The sequence below is a fragment of the Sorangium sp. So ce321 genome (assembly GCF_051530195.1).
Classification (GTDB): Bacteria; Myxococcota_A; Polyangia; order Polyangiales; family Polyangiaceae; genus Sorangium.
Genome location: NZ_CP150329.1, coordinates 7,592,400 through 7,615,784, shown reverse-complemented (window position 1 = coordinate 7,615,784; position 23,385 = coordinate 7,592,400). Strand labels below are relative to the sequence as shown.

The 23,385-nt window shown below is 72.7% G+C and carries 13 protein-coding genes; 5 read left to right on the top strand and 8 right to left on the bottom strand.

Features of this window, described 5'->3' with window-relative positions; all coding sequences use genetic code 11:
• Window positions 1–116: 116 nt before the first annotated feature.
• Both WME89_RS27955 and pbpC read left to right on the top strand, forming a co-directional pair.
• Complete coding sequence (locus tag WME89_RS27955) at window positions 117–5,891, top strand: MG2 domain-containing protein (protein WP_438002759.1); 5,775 nt, start codon at window positions 117–119, stop codon at window positions 5,889–5,891.
• 3 nt (window positions 5,892–5,894) lie between these two features.
• Entirely contained in the window at window positions 5,895–8,480 is a 2,586-nt protein-coding gene (gene pbpC, locus WME89_RS27950; RefSeq protein ID WP_438002758.1) for a penicillin-binding protein 1C, read from the top strand.
• Window positions 8,481–8,605: 125 nt separating this feature from the next.
• On the opposite strand, the gene WME89_RS27945 is transcribed toward pbpC, so the two are convergent.
• Both WME89_RS27945 and WME89_RS27940 read right to left on the bottom strand, forming a co-directional pair.
• Window positions 8,606–9,877: a DUF1501 domain-containing protein gene (locus WME89_RS27945; protein ID WP_438002757.1), complete on the bottom strand. Its 1,272-nt coding sequence runs from the start codon at window positions 9,875–9,877 to the stop codon at window positions 8,606–8,608.
• 8 nt (window positions 9,878–9,885) lie between these two features.
• The gene (locus WME89_RS27940) at window positions 9,886–12,231 is read right to left on the bottom strand and encodes a DUF1588 domain-containing protein (protein WP_438002756.1); all 2,346 of its coding nucleotides are present in this window, start codon (window positions 12,229–12,231) and stop codon (window positions 9,886–9,888) included.
• A gap of 388 nt (window positions 12,232–12,619) precedes the next feature.
• On the opposite strand from WME89_RS27940, the gene WME89_RS27935 reads away from it, so the two are divergent.
• Window positions 12,620–13,921, top strand: coding sequence for a sigma 54-interacting transcriptional regulator (locus WME89_RS27935; protein WP_438002755.1), 1,302 nt, complete (start codon window positions 12,620–12,622; stop codon window positions 13,919–13,921).
• 189 nt (window positions 13,922–14,110) lie between these two features.
• Here the strand turns inward: WME89_RS27935 and WME89_RS27930 are convergent, their stop codons facing one another.
• The 3 genes from WME89_RS27930 to WME89_RS27920 form a co-directional block, all read right to left on the bottom strand.
• A complete protein-coding gene (locus WME89_RS27930) occupies window positions 14,111–14,806 on the bottom strand; it encodes a hypothetical protein (RefSeq protein ID WP_438002754.1) in 696 nt (231 codons plus the stop codon).
• An 87-nt stretch (window positions 14,807–14,893) separates the two neighbouring features.
• Entirely contained in the window at window positions 14,894–16,054 is a 1,161-nt protein-coding gene (locus WME89_RS27925; RefSeq protein WP_438002753.1) for a GNAT family N-acetyltransferase, read from the bottom strand.
• Window positions 16,044–17,180 carry a quinone-dependent dihydroorotate dehydrogenase gene (locus WME89_RS27920; protein ID WP_437496846.1) on the bottom strand — a complete coding sequence of 379 codons (1,137 nt, stop codon included), beginning with the start codon at window positions 17,178–17,180 and terminating at the stop codon, window positions 16,044–16,046. Before WME89_RS27920 ends, WME89_RS27925 begins: the two co-directional genes overlap by 11 nt.
• 226 nt (window positions 17,181–17,406) lie before the next feature.
• Here WME89_RS27920 and WME89_RS27915 point away from each other — a divergent pair, with 226 nt between their 5' ends.
• On the top strand, window positions 17,407–18,702 hold the full coding sequence (locus tag WME89_RS27915) for a M18 family aminopeptidase (protein WP_438011980.1): 1,296 nt from the start codon (window positions 17,407–17,409) through the stop codon (window positions 18,700–18,702).
• Here the strand turns inward: WME89_RS27915 and WME89_RS27910 are convergent.
• Window positions 18,699–19,745 carry an agmatinase family protein gene (locus WME89_RS27910; protein ID WP_438002752.1) on the bottom strand — a complete coding sequence of 349 codons (1,047 nt, stop codon included), beginning with the start codon at window positions 19,743–19,745 and terminating at the stop codon, window positions 18,699–18,701. The two genes, WME89_RS27915 and WME89_RS27910, sit on opposite strands and share 4 nt — an antisense overlap.
• A gap of 551 nt (window positions 19,746–20,296) precedes the next feature.
• On the opposite strand from WME89_RS27910, the gene WME89_RS27905 reads away from it, so the two are divergent.
• Entirely contained in the window at window positions 20,297–21,241 is a 945-nt protein-coding gene (locus WME89_RS27905; RefSeq protein WP_438002751.1) for a fatty acid desaturase family protein, read from the top strand.
• 105 nt (window positions 21,242–21,346) lie between these two features.
• Here the strand turns inward: WME89_RS27905 and WME89_RS27900 are convergent, their stop codons facing one another.
• Together WME89_RS27900 and serC are read right to left on the bottom strand one after the other, a co-directional pair.
• Window positions 21,347–21,784, bottom strand: coding sequence for a KGG domain-containing protein (locus WME89_RS27900; protein WP_437301973.1), 438 nt, complete (start codon window positions 21,782–21,784; stop codon window positions 21,347–21,349).
• Window positions 21,785–22,176: 392 nt separating this feature from the next.
• Window positions 22,177–23,262: a 3-phosphoserine/phosphohydroxythreonine transaminase gene (gene serC / locus WME89_RS27895; protein ID WP_438002750.1), complete on the bottom strand. Its 1,086-nt coding sequence runs from the start codon at window positions 23,260–23,262 to the stop codon at window positions 22,177–22,179.
• Between the last annotated feature and the right edge of the window lie 123 nt (window positions 23,263–23,385).

Sequence of the window (23,385 nt, the reverse complement as noted above, 5' to 3'; positions counted from 1 at the left end):
CCGGGACGCGTCCAGTGGATCCCGGGGTGTGTCCCGCCTGCCACATCGCGCGCCCGGCTCCCGCGAAGGACAGGCCTCTTGCGGCCGCGGCACCCCCATTGCTGAGTCGCGGCCCCATGTCCGTCGCTCCGCGCCTCCGGTCCGCGCCCGCTGCCCTGGCCGCCATCGCCCTCAGCCTCGCGTGCGTGCAGGGGGCGCGCGCGCCCAACGTGCCGCCCCGCGGCACGCTCGCCCCCGGCGCGCTCGACGCGGGCGGCAAGGCCGCGGAGGGGCCTTTCGCGGTGGTGTTCGGCGCGCCCCGCGGGCAGACCACGAGCCCCGCCGAGATCAGCCTCGTGTTCAACCGGCCGATGCGGCCGCTCGACCTCGCCGGCGGCGAGGCCGCCGCCCCCGCGGTCCTGAAGCCGCCGGCGCCCGGGCGCTGGCGCTGGGTCGGCACCAGCGGCCTCACGTTCGTCCCCGAGGGCCACCTGCCGCGCGGCACCCCATTCACCGTCGAGGTCCCGGCGGGCACCCGCGCGCTCGACGGCAGCGCGCTCGCCGCGCCCTACGTGCTCACCTTCCGCACCGAGCTGCCCAGGGTCGCGCGCGTCGAGCCCTGGTCGGGCAAGGACGATCTCGAGCCGGAAACGCGGTTCGCGCTCCGGTTCAACCAGCCCGTCGACGCCGCCGAGATCTCCCGGAGCGTGTCCCTCAGGGCCGGCGGCCGCGCGGCCAAGGTCGCGTTCGAGGTCCGCCGCCCCGACCCGAAGAACGAGATGCTCGTCGAGCTCGTCCCGCGCGCCCCGCTGCCGCGCGACAGCGAGATCGAGCTCGTCGTGGCCCAGGGCCTCCGTGGCCGCGAGGGGCCGCTGCCGGCCGGCGAGGAGCAGCGGTTCTCGTACCGCACGTACGGGCCGCTCCGGCTCCTGAACGCCCAGTGCGATCGCGACACGCCGCAGGGGCGCTGCGCGGCCGAGGGCGGGTTCACGCTGGCCTTCTCGAACCCCGTCCGGCTCGCGGACGCGAAGCGGGCGATCTCGGTGGAGCCCGCCGTGAAGCTGAGGTGGCCGTCGTGGCTCCAGGACGACGAGCTCACGAGCCACATCCCCCTCGGCGGCCCGTTCGCCCCGGGGCGCAGCTACCAGGTGCGCGTGGCCGCCGGCCTGCGCGACGCGCACGGGCAGGCGCTCGCGGGCGCCGCCACCGAGCAGATCGCGTTCGGCGACCGCTGGCCCGAGGCGCAGATCGGGCTCACCGGGAGCGTCTTCGAGCCAGCCCAGCGGCGCGAGATCCCGGTCGTGTCCATGAACGTGCGCGAGCTGTCGCTCGCCGTCGGCGCGATGACCGAGGAGGCGGTGCTCGCCCTGGAGGCCGACCCGAACAGCCCGGGGCGGAGCCCGAAGATGAGCGAGATCGCGGCGCTGCCCTCCGGCAAGCAGTCGGTCCTGCGCCCGGCCGCCGCGACGAACGCGCCGGCGACGCACCTCGTGCGCGCCAGCGAGGTGCTGGGCGGCGAGGGCAAGCGCGGGCCGCTGGCGATCGGGATCAGCTACACAGCGCGGCCCGGGACGCGGCACGCGCGCACCGCCTCCGAGGCGGTGATCGCGCAGGTGACCGACCTCGGGATCAGCGCGAAGGTGTCGCCGCACGGCTCGCTCGTGTGGGTGACGCGCCTGTCGACGGGCGCGCCGGTGCCCGGCGCGAGCGTGTGGATCCGGACCCCGGACATGCGCGCGCCCTCGGCGGTGCTCACCGACGCCGAGGGGTTCGCGACCATCGCCCCGGAGGCGTACCGGCCGCAGACATCGTCCGGGCCGGAGCGCGGCGTGATCTTCGCGCGCGCGGGCGACGACTGGACGTACCGCCGCGTGGCCGACTCGCTGAGCGGGTGGCGCTTCGGCGCGCCGTCCGACTTCAGCGAGGCGCGCCCGTTCGGGATGGTGTTCTCCGATCGCGGCATCTACCGGCCGGGCGACGCCGTGCGCGTGAAGGGGATCCTCCGCGAGGAGGCGGCGCGCGGGACGAAGACGCCGGTCGGCAAGAGCGTCGCGTTCAAGGTCGAGGGGCCCGACGGCGAGGCGATCGTCACCCAGTCGCTGTCGCTCGGCGCCTTCGGGACGTTCTCGGCCGACGTGAAGATCCCGGAGACGGCGCGCCTCGGCACGTACAACCTCTCCGCCACGGTCCAGGGCGGCGACGCGGGGTGGCCGCACGTGGCGGGCAGCGTCGAGGTGGCCGAGTACCGGCCCGCCGAGTTCAAGGTCGGCGTCGAGAGCGACAGGCCGAGCTACGTCCGCGGCGACAAGGCGCGCTGGGTCGCGCGCGGCGACTACCTGTTCGGGGCGCCGATGACGAACGCCGAGGCCAGGCTCTCGGTGACGCGCGGGCCGGCGGCGTTCTCTCCGCCCGGGATCGAGGGCTTCACCGTCAGCGAGGACGAGCTCACGGACGCGCTGCCGGACCGGGCCCCGCGCGAGCACGAGGTGCAGAGCGCGCGCGACAAGCTCGACGCGACAGGGCAGGCGGTGATCGGCGCGACGCTCGCCATGCCCGGGCAGCGCGGCACCGAGCTCGTGACGTGCGAGGCGGAGATCACGGACGTGTCGCGGCAGGCGATCGCCGGGAGCTCGACGGCGCTCGTGCACCCCGCCGAGTTCTACGTCGCCCTCAAGGAGCCCGAGCGCTTCGCGAAGGCGGGCGACGTGCTCCGGCCGGAGATCCTCGCTGTCGATCCGAAGGGGGCGCGGGTCGCGCAGGTCGCCGTCGGGGTGGAGCTCGTCCAGCGGACGTGGACGCTCGCGCGCGAGGGGAGCGGCAGCGCGTACCGCAGCGTGAGCGTGCCGGTCGACAAGGTCGTCGCGCGCTGCGGCGTCACGACGGCGGCGGCGCCGCGGAGCTGCGGGCTCACGATCCCGTCCGGGGGCTATTACCTCCTGCACGCGACGGCGAAGGATCGCCGCGGCAACCCCGTCGGCGCCGCGGCCGGCGTCTACGCGCTCGGCGAGGGCGGCGGCGGCTTCGGCGACAGCGACGAGCTCAAGGTCGAGCTCGTGCCCGACCGCGACAGCTACGAGGTCGGGCAGACCGCGCGCGTGATCGTGAAATCGCCGTTCGCCGCCGCCGACGCGCTGGTCACGGTCGAGCGCGCGGGGATCTCCTCGCGCCGGAGGGTGAAGCTCGCGGGCGCGATGCCGGTGATAGACGTCCCGATCACGGACGACCTCCGGCCGAACGCGTTCGTGTCCGTGCTGCTCCTGCGCGGGCGAACCAGGCCGCCGCCCGCGCCGGGCAAGGGCGGGGTGGCGGGCCCCGACGTCGGCGCGCCGGCGTTCCGCCTCGGCTACGCGCCGCTCCGCGTGAACCCCGAGGCGCAGCGGCTCGCGGTGCGCGTCCGCCCGGACAAGGCGGACGCCCGCCCCGGCGACCCGATCCGCGTGGACGTCGACGTCCGCGACCGCGGCGGCCGGCCCGCCCGCGCGGAGGTCACGCTCTACGCCGTGGACGAGGGCGTGCTGTCGCTGACCAGCTACGAGACGCCGGATCCGATCCCGGTGTTCGGCGCGCCGCGCAGCTTGAAGGTGGCGACGATCGAGACGCGCGAGGCGCTCGCCCGCGTGCGCAACCCGTTCGCGGACCTCGGCGCCGACAAGGGGCGCGCGGGCGGCGGCGGCGCCGGCGGCAGCACGGGCGTGCGCCGCGACTTCCGCCAGAGCGCGTACTACCACCCCGCGCTCGTCACCGACGCCTCCGGGCAGGTGCACGCGAGCTTCAAGCTGCCCGACTCGCTCACGACCTACCGGATCATGGCGGTCGTCGCCGCGGAGGACGATCGGTTCGGCTACGGCGAGTCCCGCGTCACGGCGAGCCGCCCGCTCATGGCCCGGCCGGCGTTGCCGCGCTTCCTCCGCGCCGGCGACGCGATCGACGCGGGCGTCGTCGTGACGTCGAAGGGGCTCGCGAAGCCGACGACGGTCGAGGTGGAGGTCACCGCGTCGGGGCTCACGCTCGCGGGCGGCGCGAAGCGCGCCGTCGAGCTCGCCCCGGGCGGGTCGGCCGAGGTCCGCTTCGCGCTCTCGGCGCCGCGGGCCGGCCCGGCGACGCTGCGCTTCCGCGCTTCCGGCGGCGGCGCGGAGGACGTCGTCGAGGTGACCCGCGAGATCAAGACGCCCATCTCGCCGGAAGCCGTCGCGCTCTACGGCGACACGACCACCGCGAGCGCGGAGCGGCTCGGCGACCTGTCGGCCATCCGCGACGACACCGGGGGGCTGACGGTGAGCCTCTCGTCGACCGCGCTCGTCGGCCTCGGCGGCGGCGTGGAGCAGCTCCTCGAGTACCCGTACGGGTGCACCGAGCAGCTGACGAGCCGCATGGTGCCGCTCCTGTCGCTGCGCGACCTCGCCAAGGCCTACGGCATCGCCTTGCCGCAGAACCTCGCGGCGGTGATCGGCAAGACGGTCCGGGAGATCCTCTCGCACCAGCGCGGGGAAGGGAGCTTCGGCTTCTTCGCCGAGTCGGACCGCGCGGATCTCTGGACCACCGCGTACGCGCTGTGGGGCCTCGGCGAGGCCAGGCGCTACGGCGTCGCGGTGCCCGCCGACGCGATCGAGCGCGCGATCTCCTTCCTGCGCGGCAAGCTCAACGAGGCCGGCGACGATCCGCTCCTGCGGGCGACGGCGCCGTTCATCCTCGACGTGCTCGCGGCGAACGGCGCGCCGGACCCCGGGCGCGCGAGCCGGCTGTTCGACGAGCGCGAGAAGCTGCCGCTCTTCTCGAAGGCGCTCCTCGCGCACGCGATGGTGATCGGCAAGAGCGACAGGGCGGCCGTGGATGAGCTGGTGCGCGAGCTCGAGGGCGCGCTGCGGCTCGACGGCCCGGTCGCGCGCGCCGTCCACAACCACGGCGACGCGTACGCGGTCCTCATGGACTCCGAGGCCCGCACCTCGGCGCTCGTGCTGCGCGCGCTGCTCGCCGCGCGGCCGTCTCACCCGCTCGGGCCGCGGCTCGCGGCGGGGCTGCTCGCGGATCGCCGCGGGGGCACGTGGCGCAGCACGCAGGAGACGGCGTGGGCGCTGCTCGCGCTCGATCAGTACCGGAAGGCGCAGGAGAAGACGCCCCCCGACTTCGACGCGCGCGTGTTCCTCGGGCAGGCGGAGCTGTTCACCGCCCCGTTCCACGGCGCGACGACCGAGCAAGCCAGGACGTCGATCCCCGCGGCGAGGCTCGCGAGCGCCGCGGGCGCGCCGCTCTCGTTCGCGGTCGACGGGCGCGGCCGCCTGTTCTACGAGGCGCGGCTCCGCTACGCGCGCAAGCAGCTCCCGACGGCGGCGCTCGACCGCGGGTTCTACATCGAGAAGTCGCTGCGCGCGCTCGCGCCCGAGGACCTCGCCGCCGCGCTCGGCGGCGCGGCGCCGTCCGGCGGCGCTGCAGGCGCGGCGCCCTCGTCGCTCAGCTTCGCCGGCGGCGACCTCGTGCTCGGCGAGATCGTCGTGGTGACGCCCTCGCCGCGCGACTTCGTGGTCATCGACGATCCGCTCCCGGCCGGCCTCGAGGCGGTCGACGCGCGGCTCGCGACGTCGGCGCGCTCGCTCGACGTCGACGCCGCGGAGGCCGCGGCGGACGACGCCGACGCGGACGTCGACCAGGACGACCTCCGCGCGACCGGCCGCGCGTACGAGCCGAGCCGCTTCGTCCGCGAGATCCGCGACGACAGGGTCCTGTTCTTCGTCGATCACATGGCCGCCGGCATGTACCGGTACCGGTACCTCGCGCGCGCCACCACGCTCGGCTCGTTCGTCGTCCCGCCCGCGCGCGCGGAGGAGATGTACACCCCCGAGGTCTTCGGCCGGACGGGCGCCATCACGGTGAAGGTCTCGAGCCGGGGGGCGGACGCGGCCCCGCGTCCGCGCTGACCCGTGCGCGCGCCCTCTCCGCCGTGGACCGGCCGCGCCGGGCGGTGGCTCGCCCGCCTCCGCCCGCGCTCGCCGCGCTCCCTGCGGCGCGCGGCGCGGCTCGCGCTCGCGGCCGCCGTCGCCCCGTGGCTCCTGCTCGCCGTCGTCGCGGCCCTCACGCCGCTCCCGCCGGAGCTCCGGGCGACCGAGGATCACGCCGTCTCCACGGTGCTGTACGACCGCCACGGCACGGTGCTGCGCGAGCTCCGCGCCGGGGACGGCGCGCGCGCGCGCTGGCTGCCGCTCGCCGAGGCAGGCGATCGCATCCAGCGCGCGCTCCTGGCCGCGGAGGACCGGCGGTTTTCGCTCCATCCCGGCGTCGATCCGGTCGCGATCGCGCGCGCCGTCGGCCAGCTCGCGGCGGAGCGGCGCGTCGTCTCGGGCGCCTCGACGATCACGCAGCAGCTCGCGCGCACGCTCGTGCCGCGCCCCCGCACCGCGCGCGGCAAGCTCGGCGAGATGGCGCTCGCGCTGCGCATCGAGGCGTCGCTCTCGAAGCGCGAGATCCTCGAGCAGTACCTGAACCGCGTCGCGTTCGGCCCGGGCCTGCGCGGCGTCGAGGCGGCGAGCCGCTTCTACTTCGACAAGCCCACCGCGGACCTCTCGCTCGCCGAGGCCGCCGCGCTCGCCAGCATGCCGCGCGGCCCCGCGCTGTACGACCCGCGCCGCGGCACGGGGCCACTCGAGCGCCGCAGGAACCGCGTCCTCGATCGCATGCTCGCGGCCGGCCTCGCCGGCGAGGCCGAGGTGGCCCGCGCCCGCGCGGAGCCCATCGCGCTCGCCCCGAGGGGGAGCGGCCTCGGCGCGCCGCACCTCGTCCGCGCCGTGCTCGGTGGGGCGCTGGACGGCGGCGCTGATCCAGGCGCCGAGCGCCCCGGCGCGGAGCCGTCGCGCGGCCGGGCGAGCGCGATCACCCTGACGATCGATCGCGGCCTCCAGCGCGAGATCGAGGTCCTCGCGCAGCAGACCGTCCGCGGCCTCTCGGACCGCGACGTCGGCGCCGCGGCGGTGGTGGTGCTCGAGAACGCGACCGGCGAGATCCTCGCGTATGTCGGCTCGCACGACATCGACGACGCCGCCGGGCTCGGCCACAACGACGGCGTCCTCGCGTTGCGCCAGCCCGGCTCCGCCCTGAAGCCGTTCGTCTACGAGCTCGCCATGGAGCGCCTCGGGTTCACCGCCGCGACCGTCCTGCCCGACGTCGAGCTCTCGTTCCCGACCCCGGACGGCAGCTACGCGCCCCGGAACTACGACGGGCGCTTCCACGGCCCGGTTCGCCTCCGGGACGCGCTCGCCAGCTCGTACAACGTCCCGGCCGTCTGGACGGCGGCCGCGCTCGGCCCGGAGCGCGTCCTCGATCGCCTCCGGGAGCTCGGCCTCCGCTCGCTCGACGGCGCGCCGTCGCGCTACGGCGTCGCGATCGCGCTCGGCGACGGCGAGGTCCGCCTCCTCGATCTCGCGAACGCCTACGCCACGCTCGCGCGCGGCGGGCTCTACCTGCCGGTCCGCGCGGTGCGCGCGTGGACCGACGCGCCGCCCGCCGCGCGCGGCGTCGAGGAAGCGCCGGCCGCGCCGCGCGAGGTCAGCGCCCCGGTCGAGCCGCCCGCGGCGCGCGCGTCCTCGACGCCGCCCGCCGCGCGCGTCCTCGACGCCGCGCGCGCCCGGGTGGTCGTCGACATCCTCGCCGACGACAAGGCGCGGCTCGCGTCGTTCGGCGAGGGCAGCGCGCTCGACCTACCGTTCCCTGTGGCCGCGAAGACGGGCACGTCCAAGGGGTTCCGCGACAACATCGCGGTCGGCTTCACGCCCGACGTCACCGTCGCCGTCTGGGTCGGCAACTTCGACGGCTCGCCGATGGGCGGCATCAGCGGCATCACCGGCGCGGGCCCGCTGTTCCGCGACGCCATGCTCGCCGCCGCGCGCGTCCGGCCGCCGCGCCCGTTCGACCCGCCCGACCCCGATCAGCTCGCCGAGGTCGAGGTCTGCAGCCTCTCCGGCATGCGGCCCACGGCGGCGTGCCCGCACCGCCGCCGGGAGCTCCTCCCGCGCGGCGACGCCGCGGCGATCGCGCCGTGCGACATGCACGAGGCCGTGCGCGTCGATCGCCGCAACGGCCTGCGCGCCGGCGCGTGCCCCGAAGCGGCCGTCGAGGAGCGCGTCTTCGAGCGTTACGACGCCGAGCTCACCGCCTGGGCGCGCGCCGCCGGCCGCCCTGTCGCGCCCGACGAGGCGTCGCCCCTCTGCGGCGCGCTCCCCGGGCGCGACGGCGCGTCCGGCGCGGCGGCGCCCGGCGCGCCCGTCCGCGTCGCGTACCCGCCCGACGGCGCCCGGTTCGTCCTCGACCCCTCGGTCAACTCGCTGCAGGCCATCCGGCTCCGCGCCGACGTCCCCCCGGGCGTGCGCCGCGCGCGCTTCGTCCTCGACGGCCGCCCGATCGAGGTAGGCCCGCCGTTCGCGCTCGACTGGCCGCTCGTCGCCGGCGCGCACCGGCTCCGCGTCGAGGCGGACGGCGCTTCGGCCGGCGAGGAGATCGCTTTCTCGGTGGAGTGAGCGGAGGGAAGGCAGCGACGAGGAGGAAAGCGGCGTGGAAGGGAGCGGCGCGGAGACCAGCGCCCCGCCCCCCCGCCGCTCGTTCCGTCAGGCCACGCCGCGCGCGTCTCGCGGCGCGCGCTCCCTCACCCGAAGATCGGCAGATCTTCTTCCTCGGAGAGCGGGAATCGCTGCACGAGCGGGTCTTCCGCGATCCCGGCGAGCTTGCGCAGCGCCTTGTGGATGTGCCCCGGCTTGATCCGGACGCCGCCCTGCTTCGGCTCGAGCGTGACCGGATCGACATCGAGCGGGTTGTGCCGCTCGTCGGTCGCGCCGATCACCCGGTTCCCCTGAATGCCGGCGCCGGCCAGCATCATGCTGGTGATGTTCCAGTGGTCCTTGCCGTTGCCCTCGTTGTAGCCCGGCGTCCGCCCGAAGTCCGAGCCCACGACGATGACGATCCGGTCGGCGATGCCCTGCTCCTCGGCGGCGGTCAGGAGGAAGTCGACGCCGTCGCAGATGTCGCCGAGCCGCGGGATGTGGTTGTCGTCGTGGTTGCCGTGGGTGTCGAACCCGCCCACCGTCAGGTTCGCGCTGACGCAGATGCCGGCGCGGTAGGCCGCGAGCGCCACCTGCGCCTGCCGCCGCAGCGAGGCCTTCTCGAACTCCGCGGGCAGGAACTGGATCAGCTGCTTCAGCTCGTTCTGCCCGACGCGCGAGGTGAAGAGCGTGCTCATCGCCTGCTTCACGTGGGGCAGGCGCTGCTGCTCGAGCCTCGCCGCGTGCCGCGCCTGCCGGGCCTCCATGATCCGCGTCATCGTGGCTTCGGTGTGGTAGGGCTCGCGGTTCTCATTCGCGGGGTCGATCACGTTCGGGTACGCGAGCCGCTGGAGCAGGCCTGTGTCGGGCACGCGGGTGACGGGCACGACGTTCGCCGTCGTGTCGTAGCCGCCGTTGCTGATGAACCCCATCGGCAGCGAGCCGCCGTGGACGCCCGCCACGAGCGCGGCGAAGCCGGGCTTGCCCTCGCGGAGCGTCCCGCACCACGTGTTGCGGACACCAGCGTCGTGGCTGTTCGTCCCTGTGTCGACGCCGTTGATGATGAGCAGCTTGCTGTAGTGCTTCTTGAAGAACTCGGCGTTGCCGCCGACGGGCGCGTACCGGAGGTTCCCGGCGGTCCCGATCTCCTCGTTCAGGTAGCTGCGGTTCATCGCTTCCCGCGTCTGCTGCTCCTCGGCGCTCATCGCGCCCTTCGGGTCGCAGAGGCTCGTCGGGTCCCAGCCGCCGCTCGCGTGGATATGGACCCAGAGGGGGCCCGAGTAGGGGCCAGCCGCCGCCGCGTCCCTCGACAGCGCGCCCGCTGCGACGACGCCGAGGCCCGCCATCGATGCCAGTTTGAGGAAATCTCGACGTTCCATGGCTGCTCCTACTGGTAAAGAAACCTGAAGTCCGAAAGGAGATAGGTCACGACGCTCATCCACGCGCGGACCGTGTAGTTGTCGTCCCGCGTGAGCTTCTGCTCCTCGGGCAGCCCCTCTCGGGTCCAGTAGTCGTTGTGCACCTGGCAGGCGCCCGGCAGCCACTGCGAGAGCCGGCCCTCCTCGCCCTCCGCCTTCTCCATGCCCGCCTTGCCCTCCTCCCACGTCTCGAGGAAGAGCTTGTACGTCCGATCGAGCTCGGGGTCGCCGAGCTCCAGGGACTCGCCCAGCACCCGCTTGTGCAGGTACTGGATGTTCTTCTTGATCGCCTCGACGGCCGGCAGCACATCGAAGTCGTTCGTATCCCGCGGCTCGAACGTCGTCTCGACGAACGGGAAGAGCAGCCGCTCCTCCTGGGGGAGGTGCAGGTCGCGCGGCACCGAGATGCACGACATCTCGTTCGCCATCCGGTCGGCGACGTTGGCCATGATCCCGTTCGGCTCCGTGATCCGCTGGATCACCTCCTCCGAGTCGATGCCGCCGTAGAGCAGCCGGTAGGCGTCGCGCCGGAGCAGGAAGTCGTAGCGGTTGCCGTCGTCCTCGAACGCCCTCGGGCGCCACGGATACCCGGTCACCGCCCAGATCTTCCGGTGCAGCTGCTCGGGCCCGAGGAAGCGCGTGCCGCCGAGCTGCGTCAGCGCGTCGCCCCGCGACGACGGCTGCGCGACGTTGCGCGCGCGGAAGTAAGGACTCTTGACGATGGCCTTGACTACCGTCTTCAGGTTGTAGTCGCTCTCGGCGAAGTCGTGCGCCATCGCGTTGAACGCGTGGTACTGCGCGAGGTACGCCCGGAACTTGGCGCTGAACTCCGGGTCGTCGTTCGCCGGCGCGGTGAGCGGCTTTTGCCCGGTGAGGCCGGTGTACATCGTGTACACCGCCGAGAGGGCGAAGCGGGGGTCGTCCGCGACGCGCTTCGCGACCCACGAGAGCGCGCCCGGGAACTCGCCGAAAGGCACCGACTCGGCCCCGAAGCCCGGCGGCCGCATGTCCTCGTACCAGGTGTCGTCCGCCTTGTACCGGCCCATCGAGTCGAAGCTGTGGAATCCGCCGGACAGCGGGTCCAGCGCGGCGTGGCAGACGGTGCACGCCGCGTTGTTCATCGTCGGGTTGAAGTCGGTGATCTTCGTCTGATCGAGCGGCTGCTCGGCCGTCTTCAGGATGTCGGTGCCGAGGAAGAACTGATAGACCATCCTCGCCCGGTGCCGGTTCCTGTTGGTGCTCGTCGTCGGGTGTCTGTTCAGGAAGACCGGCGAGGTGAGCACGCCCGCGAGCGGGATCGGGTCGCGCTTCGCCGGGACGAACTCCTCCGGATCCGCGTCGTTCTGGAACTCGGCCGTCACGCCGTAGGCCTTGGCGGAGAACGGGCTCACGACCGTGTAGTCGGCGGTGAGGACCTCCTTGAAGGACCTGTCGTTCCGCACGATGTACGCGATGAGCTCGAGCGGCTCCCTGCCGATGGCGCGGTTCGTCCAGCTCTTCAGCTTGTTGGCCACGTCCTCCAGGTCCCGCGCGCCGTATTTCTCGACGAGCGCGGGGTCCTGCGGGAGGCTGTTGTACCACTTCGGGTCGTATGCGTCGCTCCTCAGCAGATCGACGGCCTGCTCGCCGTTCAGGTAGCGGTCGGTGAGGAAGAGATCGTTGTAGATCTCCATCAGCCGCACGTAGAACGCGTCCTCCGTGAGCAGCTGGTCGAGGATCGGGTCCAGCGCGTCCATGCCGCTCTGGGCCACGGCCTGCTCCTCGGCCTCGGTGGGCAGCCGCCCGGCGAGCTCCAGGCTCGCCGTGCGGAGCGTCTCCTCCGGCCCGCTCATCAGGACGTCGGCGAAGGACGCGTTGACGTCCGTCTCGCACGACGACGGCTCCTTCGTGCGGTCCACCATCTCCTTCAGCGACTCGTACTCGGGGCCGTCGACGTCGATGACGTGGCCGCCGCCGTGGTCGATGCTCTTCGTCGGCTTGAGGAGGACGTACGACTCGCCGCTGAGCTCGAGCCCCGCGAGCGACTTGAAGGTCGCGAGGTTCTTGTCGATGAAGCCCGCCTCGCTGCTCCCGGCGAGGACCAGCTTGGACTCCGCGGCCTGCCCCTGCGGGTTATGGCAACCGATGCACTTCGTCGAGAGGATGGGGACCCACACCTTCTCGGCGAAGAACTGCTCGTCGGAGATGCACGGGCCGTCGGCCTCGCTGCTGCAACCGGTGGACACGGAGGCGAGCGCGCTCGCCCCCGCGGACAGCCCCAGGATTCCCAGGGCCGTCACGGCGCGCTTCCGGAGTAACCATCCTGTTCTCGGCATAAGCATCCTCGTCGGGAGCGCCCGCGCGCGCCCCCGCGTTGAGGGGACCGGGAGAGCGGAGCCCCGAATCGCGTTGAAGGAACCACAAACCGTCAACCCATCGTGGGCTGTCGGTCAACGACGCCCGATGAAGCGAGCTCTACATCGCCCTGCTCCATCTCCTGCGTAGCCTCGTAGTCTAACCTCTCGAGGGCCGTCTCCGCTACGCGCTCTTCACATCGGTTGATCTGAATTTGTCCCCGATACCTCTCGTGATTGTGAAGTTTTTCGACGAGAGGCCGCGGTTCATCGGGAAGCCGCCTACCCGGTGCGCCGAGGTGGGGCCTCTCGCCATGAGGGGGCGTGCGTGGATGTGGTCAAGGCCGGAGAAATCGAATAACCGTTGGATATGAGCTCGACCAGGGATGCGACCCGCGCTCGCGCGGTCCAGTGGTTCGTTCGCGGGGGTACGCTGCGGGCGGCCGGCCGGGATCCCGTCAAGATCGGCATCGCGCCGGTCGTGGTGGGGCGGGATCCGAGCTGCGGTGTGGTCGTCGACGACCCCGAGGTCAGCTCGACGCATTGCGAGCTGCGCGCCGAGGGGCCGGGCGTGCTCGTGCGCGATCTCGGCAGCAAGAATGGCACGTTCGTCTCGACGGTCCGCATCCGCGACGCGATCCTCACGGCCGCGTGCGCCATCCAGGTCGGCGGGACGGTGCTGAGCTTCGAGCCGCTCGAGAAGGAGCGCGTCGACGTCGGCTTCGACGAGAGCTTCGGCCCGCTGATCGGCGGCTCGCCGCGGATGCGCCACCTGTTCCGCCTGCTGCGCGAGGTGGCGGCGACGGAGCTGTCGCTGCTCATCACGGGGGAGACCGGCACGGGCAAGGAGCTCACGGCGCAGGCGATCCACGACAGCTCGAGCCGGCGCGGCGGGCCGTTCATCGTCGTCGACTGCGCGTCGCTGCCCGGCGCGCTCGCCGAGAGCTTCCTGTTCGGGCACGAGCGGGGCGCCTTCCCCGGCGCGAACGACCGCAAGGGCGGCGCCTTCCACGAGGCGAACCGCGGGACCATCTTCCTCGACGAGATCGGCGAGCTGCCGCCCGATCTCCAGCCGAAGCTCCTGCGCGTGCTCTCCGAGCACAAGCTGAAGCGGGTCGGGTCGCGGGTCTACGAGCCGGTCGACGTGCGGATCATCGCCGCGACGCGCCGCGACCTCGGCCGCAGCATGAACACCGGGCGGTTCCGGAGCGATCTGTTCTTCCGGATTGCCCAGATGCGCATCGAGCTGCCGCCGCTGCGCGAGCGGCGCGAGGACATTCCGGTGCTCGTCGCGAGCGTCTGCGAGCGGATGGGGTGCCCGGAGCGCGCGGTGGAGATGGTCAATCTCATCACCACGACGCTCGGTCAGCACGATTTCCCGGGCAACATCCGCGAGCTCATCAACGTGACCAGCGTGGCCACGAGCCTGCCGCCCGGGGCCGAGGCGATCGCGGCGATCCTCCCGCTCGAGGGCGGCGGCGACGTCGTCGCCCCGACGTCGGCCTTCGGCGAGGCGAAGCGCAGCGCCGTCGCGGCGTTCGAGCAGCGCTACTTCAGCGAGCTCATCCGCGCGACGGGCGGCAACATCAGCGAGATGGCGCGCCGGGCCGGCATGGAGCGCCACCACGTGCGCATGTTCCTGCGAAAGCACGGGCTGACCGCGAAGCAGTGAGGCGGCGGGCGCGACGCGGGCTCTGGTGCTCCTCGCTCGTGAAGCGCCCGGAGAGAGATTGGAACCACAGAGGCACAGAGGCACAGAGGGGGGAGAAAACAGAGAGAAGCGATAGCTTCTTCTTCTCTCTCCTCTGTGCCCTCTGTGCCTCTGTGGTTTATATTTCTTTCTTCCAGGATTGACGGCCTGCTAGGCGCCGCCTGCTCCACCGCCCGCGCCGCCCGCGCCCCCTTCGCCGCCGCCCGTCGTGGCCGCGGAGGTGGTCGTCGCGGCGGAGGTGGTCGTGGCAGCTGAGGTCGTCGTGGCCGCGGAGGTGGTCGTCGCGGCGGAGGTGGTCGTGGCAGCTGAGGTCGTCGTGGCCGGGTTGCCGCCGCAGCGCTCGACGCCGCGGCAGTCGGCGCAGGAGCAGCCCTCGAAGTACTCCGCGCACGAGCCGTTGTCGGTGCAATGGTCCGTGCACCGCGGGGTGTCCGTGCAATCGGGGCAGGTGCAATCCTCGTTGACGCCGCACGCCATGTCGTTGTTGCACCCGCGCGCCGGGCTGCAGGCGGCGACGTTGCCGGCGCAGTCCTGGCAGGTGCAGTCCTCGCTGTCGGCCGCGTCCGGCCGCAGGTCGCAGGCGCCGTCGTCCTTGCAGTGGCCGAGACAGCTCGCCGAATCCGCGCAATCGGGGCAGCCGCAGCTCTCGGGCACCTGGGCGAGGATCGTGCACCGCCCGTCCGGGCTGCCGCCGAAGCAGCCGAAGCCGAGCGAGCCGCCTGCTCCGGCGACGGTCGCCGCCGTCGTCGTCGTTGTCGCGTCGGCCGCCGGGTCGCTCGAGCAGCCGCCGCTGATCGCGATACCGATGGTGATGGAGGAGGCGAGGAGGGCAAGAAAGGCGCGCATGCCCGACAGCATCCCTCTCACGAGCGCGTCACGTCAACACCGCGTGGACGCGCGCGTGTCGACGCGCGCGCGCGTCGGGCGCAGCGCTCAGCGGAATGCCACGCTCCTGTCCGCGGTCCTCGCGCGGACCACGGAGCGCTCGCGGACCAGGAACTCGCGCACTGCGGCGTCGAGGCGCGGATGAGCGAGGTGGTGGGCGCTGTGGGTGACGCTCGGAGCAAAGCCCCGTACGAGCTTGTGCGACCCGCCCGCGCCCGGCTCGAAGCGGCTCAGTCCCCGCGCGATGCAGTCCTCGACCGGGTGGTAGTAGCAGACGTTGAAGTGCAGGAACGGGCGCTCCTCCGAGGCGCCCCAGTAGCGGCCGTAGAGCGTCGTCGGCCCCGCGATGTTGAACGCGCCCGCGATGGGCCGCTTGCCCTCGCGCGCGAGGACGATCTCGACGCCCCCCCGGGACCCGGCGCGCTCCCCGTCGCTGCGGAGGCGGGCCACGATCTCCTCGAAGAAGGCGCGGTTCAGGTACTGCCGGCCCCACGCGAACTTCTCCACGGTGGAGACGTAGAAGCCGAACATGACGTCCACGATCTCCGGCGTGATCTCGGCGCCGCGGAGCGTGTCGATGGAGATGCCCTGCTTCGAGCTCTCGCGCATCTCGCGCCGGATCTGGTGCCGCCGCTTCGCGTTGAAGCGCGCGAGGAAGTCGTCGAGCCCCTGATACCCCTCGTTCTCGAACTGGAACTGGATGCCGCAGCGGTGCGCCATCTCCGCCCCGGCGAGCGCCGTGGCCTCGTCCTCGGTCGGGAACAGGACGTGGGCGCTCGAGATGCGGCTCCGCGCGACGAGCTTGCGGAGCGTCTCGGCCAGGACCGGCAGGAGCGCGGGCCGGTCCTCCGGCCGCCGCACGAACAGGCGCGGCGACGTGGCGGGCGTGAACGGCACCGCGACGACGAGCTTCGGGTAGTACGGCGCGCCGATCTGGTGCGACGCCGAGGCCCAGCCGTGATCGAAGACGAACTCGCCCTCGCTGTTGTCCTTGAGGTACGCGGGCGCCGCGGCGAGCAGCGCGCCCTCGGCCCGGAACGTGATGTGGTGGGGCAGCCAGCCCGCCGCCTCGCCCACGCACCCCGTCCGCTCCAGCGCGTCGAACCACGCCCAGGAGAGGAACGGCGCCTCGCTGACGCCGTGGAGCGCGTCCCACTCGCTCTCCGGGATCTCGCGGATGGTGCCGTGGACGTGCGCTTCAAGCTCCATGGCCGATCATAGCAGCGCGCGCCGCGCTGCCCGGCGGGCGCGCGATGTCCTGGATCGACCGCGCGCCCGAGCGCGCCACGAGCTCCGACAGCCCGCGCGCGATCGCGGCGGGCAGGAGGGGGCCCCCGTAGATGAAGCCCGTGTAGAGCTGCACGAGGTCGGCGCCCGCCTCCAGCTGGTCCATGGCGTGCTCCGCCGACTCGATCCCCCCGGCGCCGATCACCGTGACGCCGCCCCCCAGGCGCGCGCGGATCCGCCGCACCATCGCCAGCGAGCGCTGCCGGAGCGGCGGACCGCTCAGCCCGCCGGCGCCCATCGCCTCGACGGCCGCCGGGCTCGTCGCGAGCCCGTCGCGCCGCACGGTCGTGTTCGTCGCGATGACGCCGGCGAGGCCAACCTCCTCGACGACGGCGAGCAGCGCCTCGAGCTCCTCGTCGCCGAGGTCCGGGGCGACCTTGATGAGCAGCGGCACCGGCCTGCCGCCGCCGCGGTTCTCCCGCGCGACCGCCGAGAGGAGCGCCCGCGCGATCGCCGGCCCCTGCATCGCCCGGAGGTCCTTCGTGTTCGGCGACGACACGTTGATCACCACGAAGTCGGCCGCGCGCCGGACCTCGCGGAAGCTCGCCAGGTAGTCCTCGATCGCGGGCTCGATGGGATCGAGCGGCGCGACCCGGGACTTGCCGATCGAGATGCCCACGGGCACGCCGACCGACGCCGCGCCGCCGCGGCCGAGGAGCCGCTCGGTGACGCGCGCGGCGCCCTGGTTCGGGAACCCGAGCCGGTTGATGAGCGCCCTGTCGGCTGGCAGCCGGAAGAGGTTCGGCGGCGGGTTCTCGGCCTGGGCCTGCGCCGTGACGGTCCCCAGCTCGACGAAGCCGAAGCCGAGCGCGGCGAGCGCGCGGGCCCGGCGGGCGTCCTTGTCGAAGCCGCCCGCCACGCCGAGCGGGGAGGGGAAGTCGAGCCCCATGGCGCGCACCGCGATGCGCCCGTCCCGCGGCGCGAGGCGGGCGCGCACGAGGGCGCGGAGCGGCGCGGCGTGCTCGAGCGGGGCGAGCGCGAGCATGCCGAGCTCGTGCGCCAGGCGGGGTGGAAGCGCGAAGAGGAGCGGTCGGACGAGGCGGTACATCGAGGCGCGTCTCCCTGGCGCGCGGCGCCGGAGGAGGTCCGGCGCGCGGCGCGGCGGTGGGCGATACCATGACGGGCTTCGCGTGTCGCGGCCCCGGCGCGCGAGGCGCGCGCCCGCTCTGCTAGACTCGGCGCCCCCCATGACTTCCCCCGAGATCCCCGATCGCGCAGGCGATCCCAGGCTGTCGACCGACCTTGGCGAGCGCTTCGCGCGGAGCGCGGACGAGATGATGACGCTGCGCGAGCGCGGCGTCGCGGCGGCCCGCGACCTCTGCGCCTTCATCGATCGCGCGCCGACGCCGTTCCACGCCGTCCGCGAGGTCGCCTCGCGGCTCGCGGCCGCCGGCTTCTCCGAGCTCGGCGAGCGCGACGCGTGGACGCTCGCGCCGGGCGACCGCCGCTTCGTCATCCGGGGCGGCTCGACGATCGTCGCGTTCGTCGCCGGCGCCGAGCACCCGGCGCGCGGCGGCTTCCGCGTCCTCGGCGCCCACACCGACTCGCCGAACCTCCGGGTGAAGCCGAACGCCGAGCTCTCGCGGAGCGGCTACCAGCAGCTCGGGGTCGAGGTCTACGGCGGCGTGCTGTACTCGACCTGGCTCGACCGCGACCTCAGCGTCGCCGGCCGGGTCCATGTCCGCAGGGAGGGCCGGGTCGAGCGCCACCTCGTCGACCTCGGCCGCCCCGTCGCGCGCGTGCCGAACCTCGCGATCCACCTGAACCGCGGGGTCAACTCCGAGGGGGTCGTGCTCAACGCGCAGAAGCACCTCGTCCCCGTGATCGGCCTCGGCAGGGAGGCGGACCTCCAGGCGCTGCTCGCGTGCGCCGTCGACGCCCCCCGCGACGCCGTCCTCGGCTTCGATCTCTGCCTCTACGACACCCTGAAGGCGTCGCTCGGCGGGCTCTCGGACGAGTTCATCTTTGCATCCCGCCTGGACAACCTCGCGAGCTGCCACGCCGCGACGGCGGCGCTGATCGGCGCGGGCGATCCCGGCGCGGCGACGCGGGTCATCGCCCTCTACGACCACGAGGAGTGCGGCAGCCGGAGCGCCGTGGGGGCGGCGGGCAGCGTGCTCCGCGACGTGCTCGCGCGGATCGTCGACACGTACCCGGCGCGCGAGCCGCAGGCGTTCGCCCGGGCGATGGCGGGCTCGCTGCTCATCTCCGCGGACATGGCGCACGCGGTGCACCCGAACTACGCCGACCAGCACGAGCCGCGGCATGCCCCGCAGATCAACCGCGGGCTCGTGATCAAGTCGAACGTGAACCAGTCCTACGCGACGGACGGCGCGACCTCCGCCGCGCTCGAGGCGCTCTGCCACGACGTCGGCTACGCGCCCCAGCGCTTCGTCGTGCGCAGCGACCTCCCGTGCGGCAGCACGATCGGCCCCATCACCGCGGCCGCGCTCGGGATCGCGACGGTCGACGTCGGCGCGCCGATGCTGAGCATGCACTCCTGCCGCGAGATGGCCGGCACGCTCGACGTGCACTTGGCGATCGAGACCTACCGCCGCGCGCTGGCCTAACGCTTGTCCTGCGAGAGGAGGGCGAAGCCGATCAGCTTGTAGAGCATGCGCGCGCCGACGTTGCCGTCCCAGTCGTCGTGGTCGTCCCTGGGCGCGACCTCGTTCAGGTCGAAGCCCACGATGCGGCGGCCGCTCTTCTGGATGCGGCCGATGAGCGCGACGGCCTGCTGGAACGAGAGCCCTCCAGGCACGGGCGTGCCGGTGCTCGGGCACAGCGTCGGATCGAGCCCGTCGATATCGAAGGTCACGTAGACGTCGTCGGGGAGCTCCTCGACGATCGAGTCGGCGATCAGGTGGAACGGCTCGCCCTCGAAGAGGCGATCGGCGATCGCGGCGTCGACGTGGGCGACGATGCGCCCGTTCGACGCGCGGATGAAGCGCAGCTCGTCCTCGCTCATGTCGCGCAGCCCCACCTGGACGATCCGCGAGATCTGCGGGTGGCGGGTCGCGACGTTGTGCATGATCGAGGCGTGGGAGTCGGTGAACCCCTCGTACGCGTCGCGGAGATCGGCGTGCGCGTCGACATGGAGGATGCCCATCCCCGGGTAACGCTCGGCGTGCGCCGCGATCGTGCCGTAGGGCGCGGAGTGGTCGCCGCCGACGACCCCGACGAGCTTGCCGCGCTCCATCCACCGCGCGGCGAGCTCGCCGACGCGCTCGTTCAGCTGGCGCGACAGCGCGTTCACCGCCGCGAGGCGCGCCTCGAGGTCCGGGTCGCCGGCGACCTCGCCCAGCGCCGCGATCACCGGCTCGGCCGCCGCGCACGCCTCGGCGTTCCAGCGGACGATGTCGGGATCGACGTCGAGCATCGCGATGCCCTGCTCGTACGGCCTGCCCGTGTGCAGGTCGAAGAGGTCGACCTGGCGGCTGGCCCGCAGGATCGCCGCCGGGCCCTTGGCCGCGCCGCGCCGGTAGGACACCGTCGGCTCCCAGGGAACCGGGATGAGGACCACCCGAGCGTCCTCGGGGGTGTGCGGCAGACCGTAGACCCCGTGGCCGAGCGAAGGACCGTTCGGATCGAAGCCGAGAGGCGATGAGCTCACGCGGCCACGTTGGCGGTTCGCGACCAGGTCGTCAAGCGCGAGCCGCTCCCGCCGGAAGCGCGCCGAAGCGCGGCGAAGCGCGGCGAAGCGCGGCGAAGCGCGGCGGAGCGCTGCCGCGCAGCAGAGCGCGGCGGAGCGCGGCGGAGCGCGGCGGCGCGCAGCAGAGCGCTCCGCCGTGAGCGCCGCAGAGCACCCGAGCAGCGACCACCACGCCCGGCATGCGCGCGCGACCACCACGCCCGGCATGCGCGCGCGACCACCACGCCCGGCATGCGCGCGCGACCACCACGCCCGGCATGCGCGCGCGTGCCGGCGTGGTGCGTAGAGGCGATCGCACCGAGTGCGCGCGACATCGGCGTGAAACACCGGCGTGAGACGCGCTCGTGTGGAGCGCGCGTCGGGATGCAACTTGGCGCTTCCCGCTGTGTCGAAATGCGGTACGAAGGGTGCCGAGACGACGACGGGCCGCCGCGCCCGTCCGGACCAGCCAGCGCGGCGGCGCGCGGTCGTCCGTCCGGCGCGCGGGGCCCTCTCCACGGTGAAGAACAGCCATGCTCCGGTACCGCGCCGATATCAAGACGCTCCTCTTCGTCGCGACGTATTTCGCCCTTGTCGCTGTGCAGTGGGCATTCGCGCCGCGCGCGCTCTGGCTCGCGATTCCGCTCCTCGTCACGACCTGCGCGTTCTCGTTCCTCGGCGCTGTCGCGACCCACAACTCGGTCCATTGCCCCGTGTTCCGGCGGCGATGGATGAACCGCGCCTTCCAGATCGCGCTCACGCTCACGTACGGGCACCCGGTCAGCGCGTACGTGCCGGGTCATAACCTCAGCCATCACAAGTACACGCAGTCGCGGCGCGACGTCATGCGGACGACGAAGGTGCGCTACCGGTGGAACCTGCTGAACGGGCTCTTCTTCATGAGCCGCGTCGTGCGGGACATCCTGCCCGCCGACATGCGCTACTTCAAGGCGATGTACCGGCGGAACCCGCCCTGGTTCCGCCAGATGCTCATCGAGTCGGCGGTGTTCCTCGGCGCGATGGGCGTCCTGCTCGCCCTCGACTGGAAGAAGTTCATCCTCTACGTGCTGATCCCGCACCAGTACGCCGCGTGGGGGATCGTGACCATGAACTACCTCCAGCACGACGGCTGCGACGAGGACAGCGAGTACAACCACTCGCGCAACTTCGTCGGCCGCTGGGTCAACTGGTGGACGTACAACAACGGCTTCCACTCCATCCATCACGTGGAGCCTGGCCTGCACTGGAGCCTCTTGCCGGCCGAGCACGCGCGGCGCGTGGCCCCGTTCATCCACCCGAACCTGGACCAGCCGTCGCTCCTCGCCTACCTGTTCCGCAGCTTCGGCTGGCCCGGACAGCGCCTGCGCTACGACGGCGCCCCGGTCGTGCTCCCGAAGGAGGAGCCCGACGAGGAGTGGATCCCCGGCCCGAAGGAGACGCCGGGCGACGTCTCGCTGGGCGCGATCGCGCCCAGCTGACGAAAAGGCACCTTGCGGCCACGACCGGGAGCCCCGGGCCGTGGATCTCGCAAGCATGCAGGGGGCTGGCCCGGCGCCTCGGCACCGGGCCGTCGCCTCCCCCGGTCAGCGCGTCGGGTTCTCCCGCGGCTGATCCCCCCGCGACTCGCCGCCACGGCGGCCGATCTCGGCCATGTGCTGGCGATCGCCGCTCACGGCCTCGCCGCCCTTGCGGCCGATCTCGGCCATGTGGGCCCGGTCCTGGCTGACGCGCTCGCCTCCCCGCCTGCCGATCTCGGCCATGTGCTTGCGGTTCTGGCTGACGACCTCGCCGCCCTTCTTGCCGGCGGCGCGGGCCTCATCGCGCGTGAACTCGTGGGCCGTGCCCTTCTCGTGGGCTGCCTTCCCACCCTTGCTGGCGATCTTGCGCTGGCGCTCCTCGTCCATGGCGGCGAAGCCACGCTGCTGCCGCTCGTTGGCTGCCCTCTGCGCCGCTGACGACGGCGGGGGCTCGCTCGGCGAGGCCCCTCGCTCCTCCTGGTCCTCCTCACTCCTCGAAATCATCCCACGATCATCCATGCTCGCCATCATCCTCTCCTTACGGTTGGCTCGCTCGATTCAGGTCTCCGACCGGGGGCCTGCGAGCCGGTCGGGGACAGCGACGGCCGCCCCCTCCCGGGCCGGAAAGGAACGGCGACGGCCGCCCCTTCCCGGTATCGGTCAGGGATCAGCGTTTGCCATCCCCTCCCGGTGCTGGTCGGGGGCGGCGTTCACCGACCCCTTCCAAGCTGCGGAAAGGCCGACAGACCCTTTCCGCGGGGGCCTGTTGTGCCGGGCGGAACAACGTCAAGCGGGCTGAAGGTTGGGACGCGACGAATTAGGGGGAGGCTCACCGAAGGTGGTTTTGGAAACCGAGGCGAGCCTGGAATACAGAGAACGTCGTGCTTCCCGAGCGGTCAAGCCCTCTTGGCGAAGTCCCGCATGAACGCCGTGAGGCGCTCCACCGACTCCACGGGTACTGCGTTGTAGATCGAGACCCGGATTCCTCCGGTCGACCTGTGTCCGGCGAGCCCCACCATACCCTCCTTTGCAGCCTCGGCGACGAAGCGTTTTTCCATCTCCTCGCTGGCCAGCCGGAACACCACGTTCATGTACGAGCGGCTCTCCTTCTCGACCGGAGCCAGGAAAAACTCCGGATTTGCGTCCAGGGTTTCGTAGAGCAGCTCACCCTTCTTGCGATTGCGTCGTTCGACCTCCTCGAGCCCACCGATCTCGAGCGTATACGCGAGCACGTTGCGCATGAGGTAGATTGCGAATGTCGGAGGTGTGTTGTAGAGCGAGTTGTTGGCAGCGTAAGTGGCATAACGGAAAATGACGGGAATGTCCTTTCGCGCGCTGTCAACGAGGTTCTTGCGGGCGAGCACGACCGTGATCCCGCTCGGCCCGATGTTCTTCTGGGCACCTGCGTAAATCAGGGCAAACCTGGAGATATCCATCTTCCGCCACAGGATGTCCGACGACATGTCCGCGACGAGCGGCACGTCGCCCGTATCGGGCAGCCAGTGCCACTGCGTGCCGAACAGCGTGTTGTTCGTTGTCATGTGGACATAGGCGGCCTCCGGGTCGAGCGAGAGCTCGCTCTGGCGCGGGATGCGGGTGTACCGCTTGTCGACCGCGGTGCTCGCGGCGACGCGGACGGTCCCGACGCGCTTCGCCTCCTCGAGTGCCTTCTCCGACCAGCCGCCGGTCAGGAGGTAGTCGGCGCTCCTGCCGGGCGGCAGGAGGTTCATCGGCGCGAGGGCGAACTGCATGGCCGCGCCGCCCTGCATGAACAGCACGTGGTAGTCGTCGGACACGCCGAGCAGCTGCCGCAAGAGCGAGATCGCCTCGTTGTGCACCGCCTCGAACGCCTTGCCGCGGTGGCTGTGCTCCATGATGGACATGCCCGTGCCCTCGAAGTCGAGGAGCTCGCGCTGCGCGCGCTCCAGGGCGGGGAGGGGGAGCCCGGCAGGGCCGGCGTTGAAGTTGTGGACGCGCGCCATGGTGCTTCTCCTGAAGTTCGAGTCGGCGGCTCCTGATGCCGCCGCCGCGGCCGTATACCACGAGGGGCGCCGGCTCCGCCCGGGCGAGCCGAGCCACGCCCGCGGCCGGGCGCGGGCCGCCGC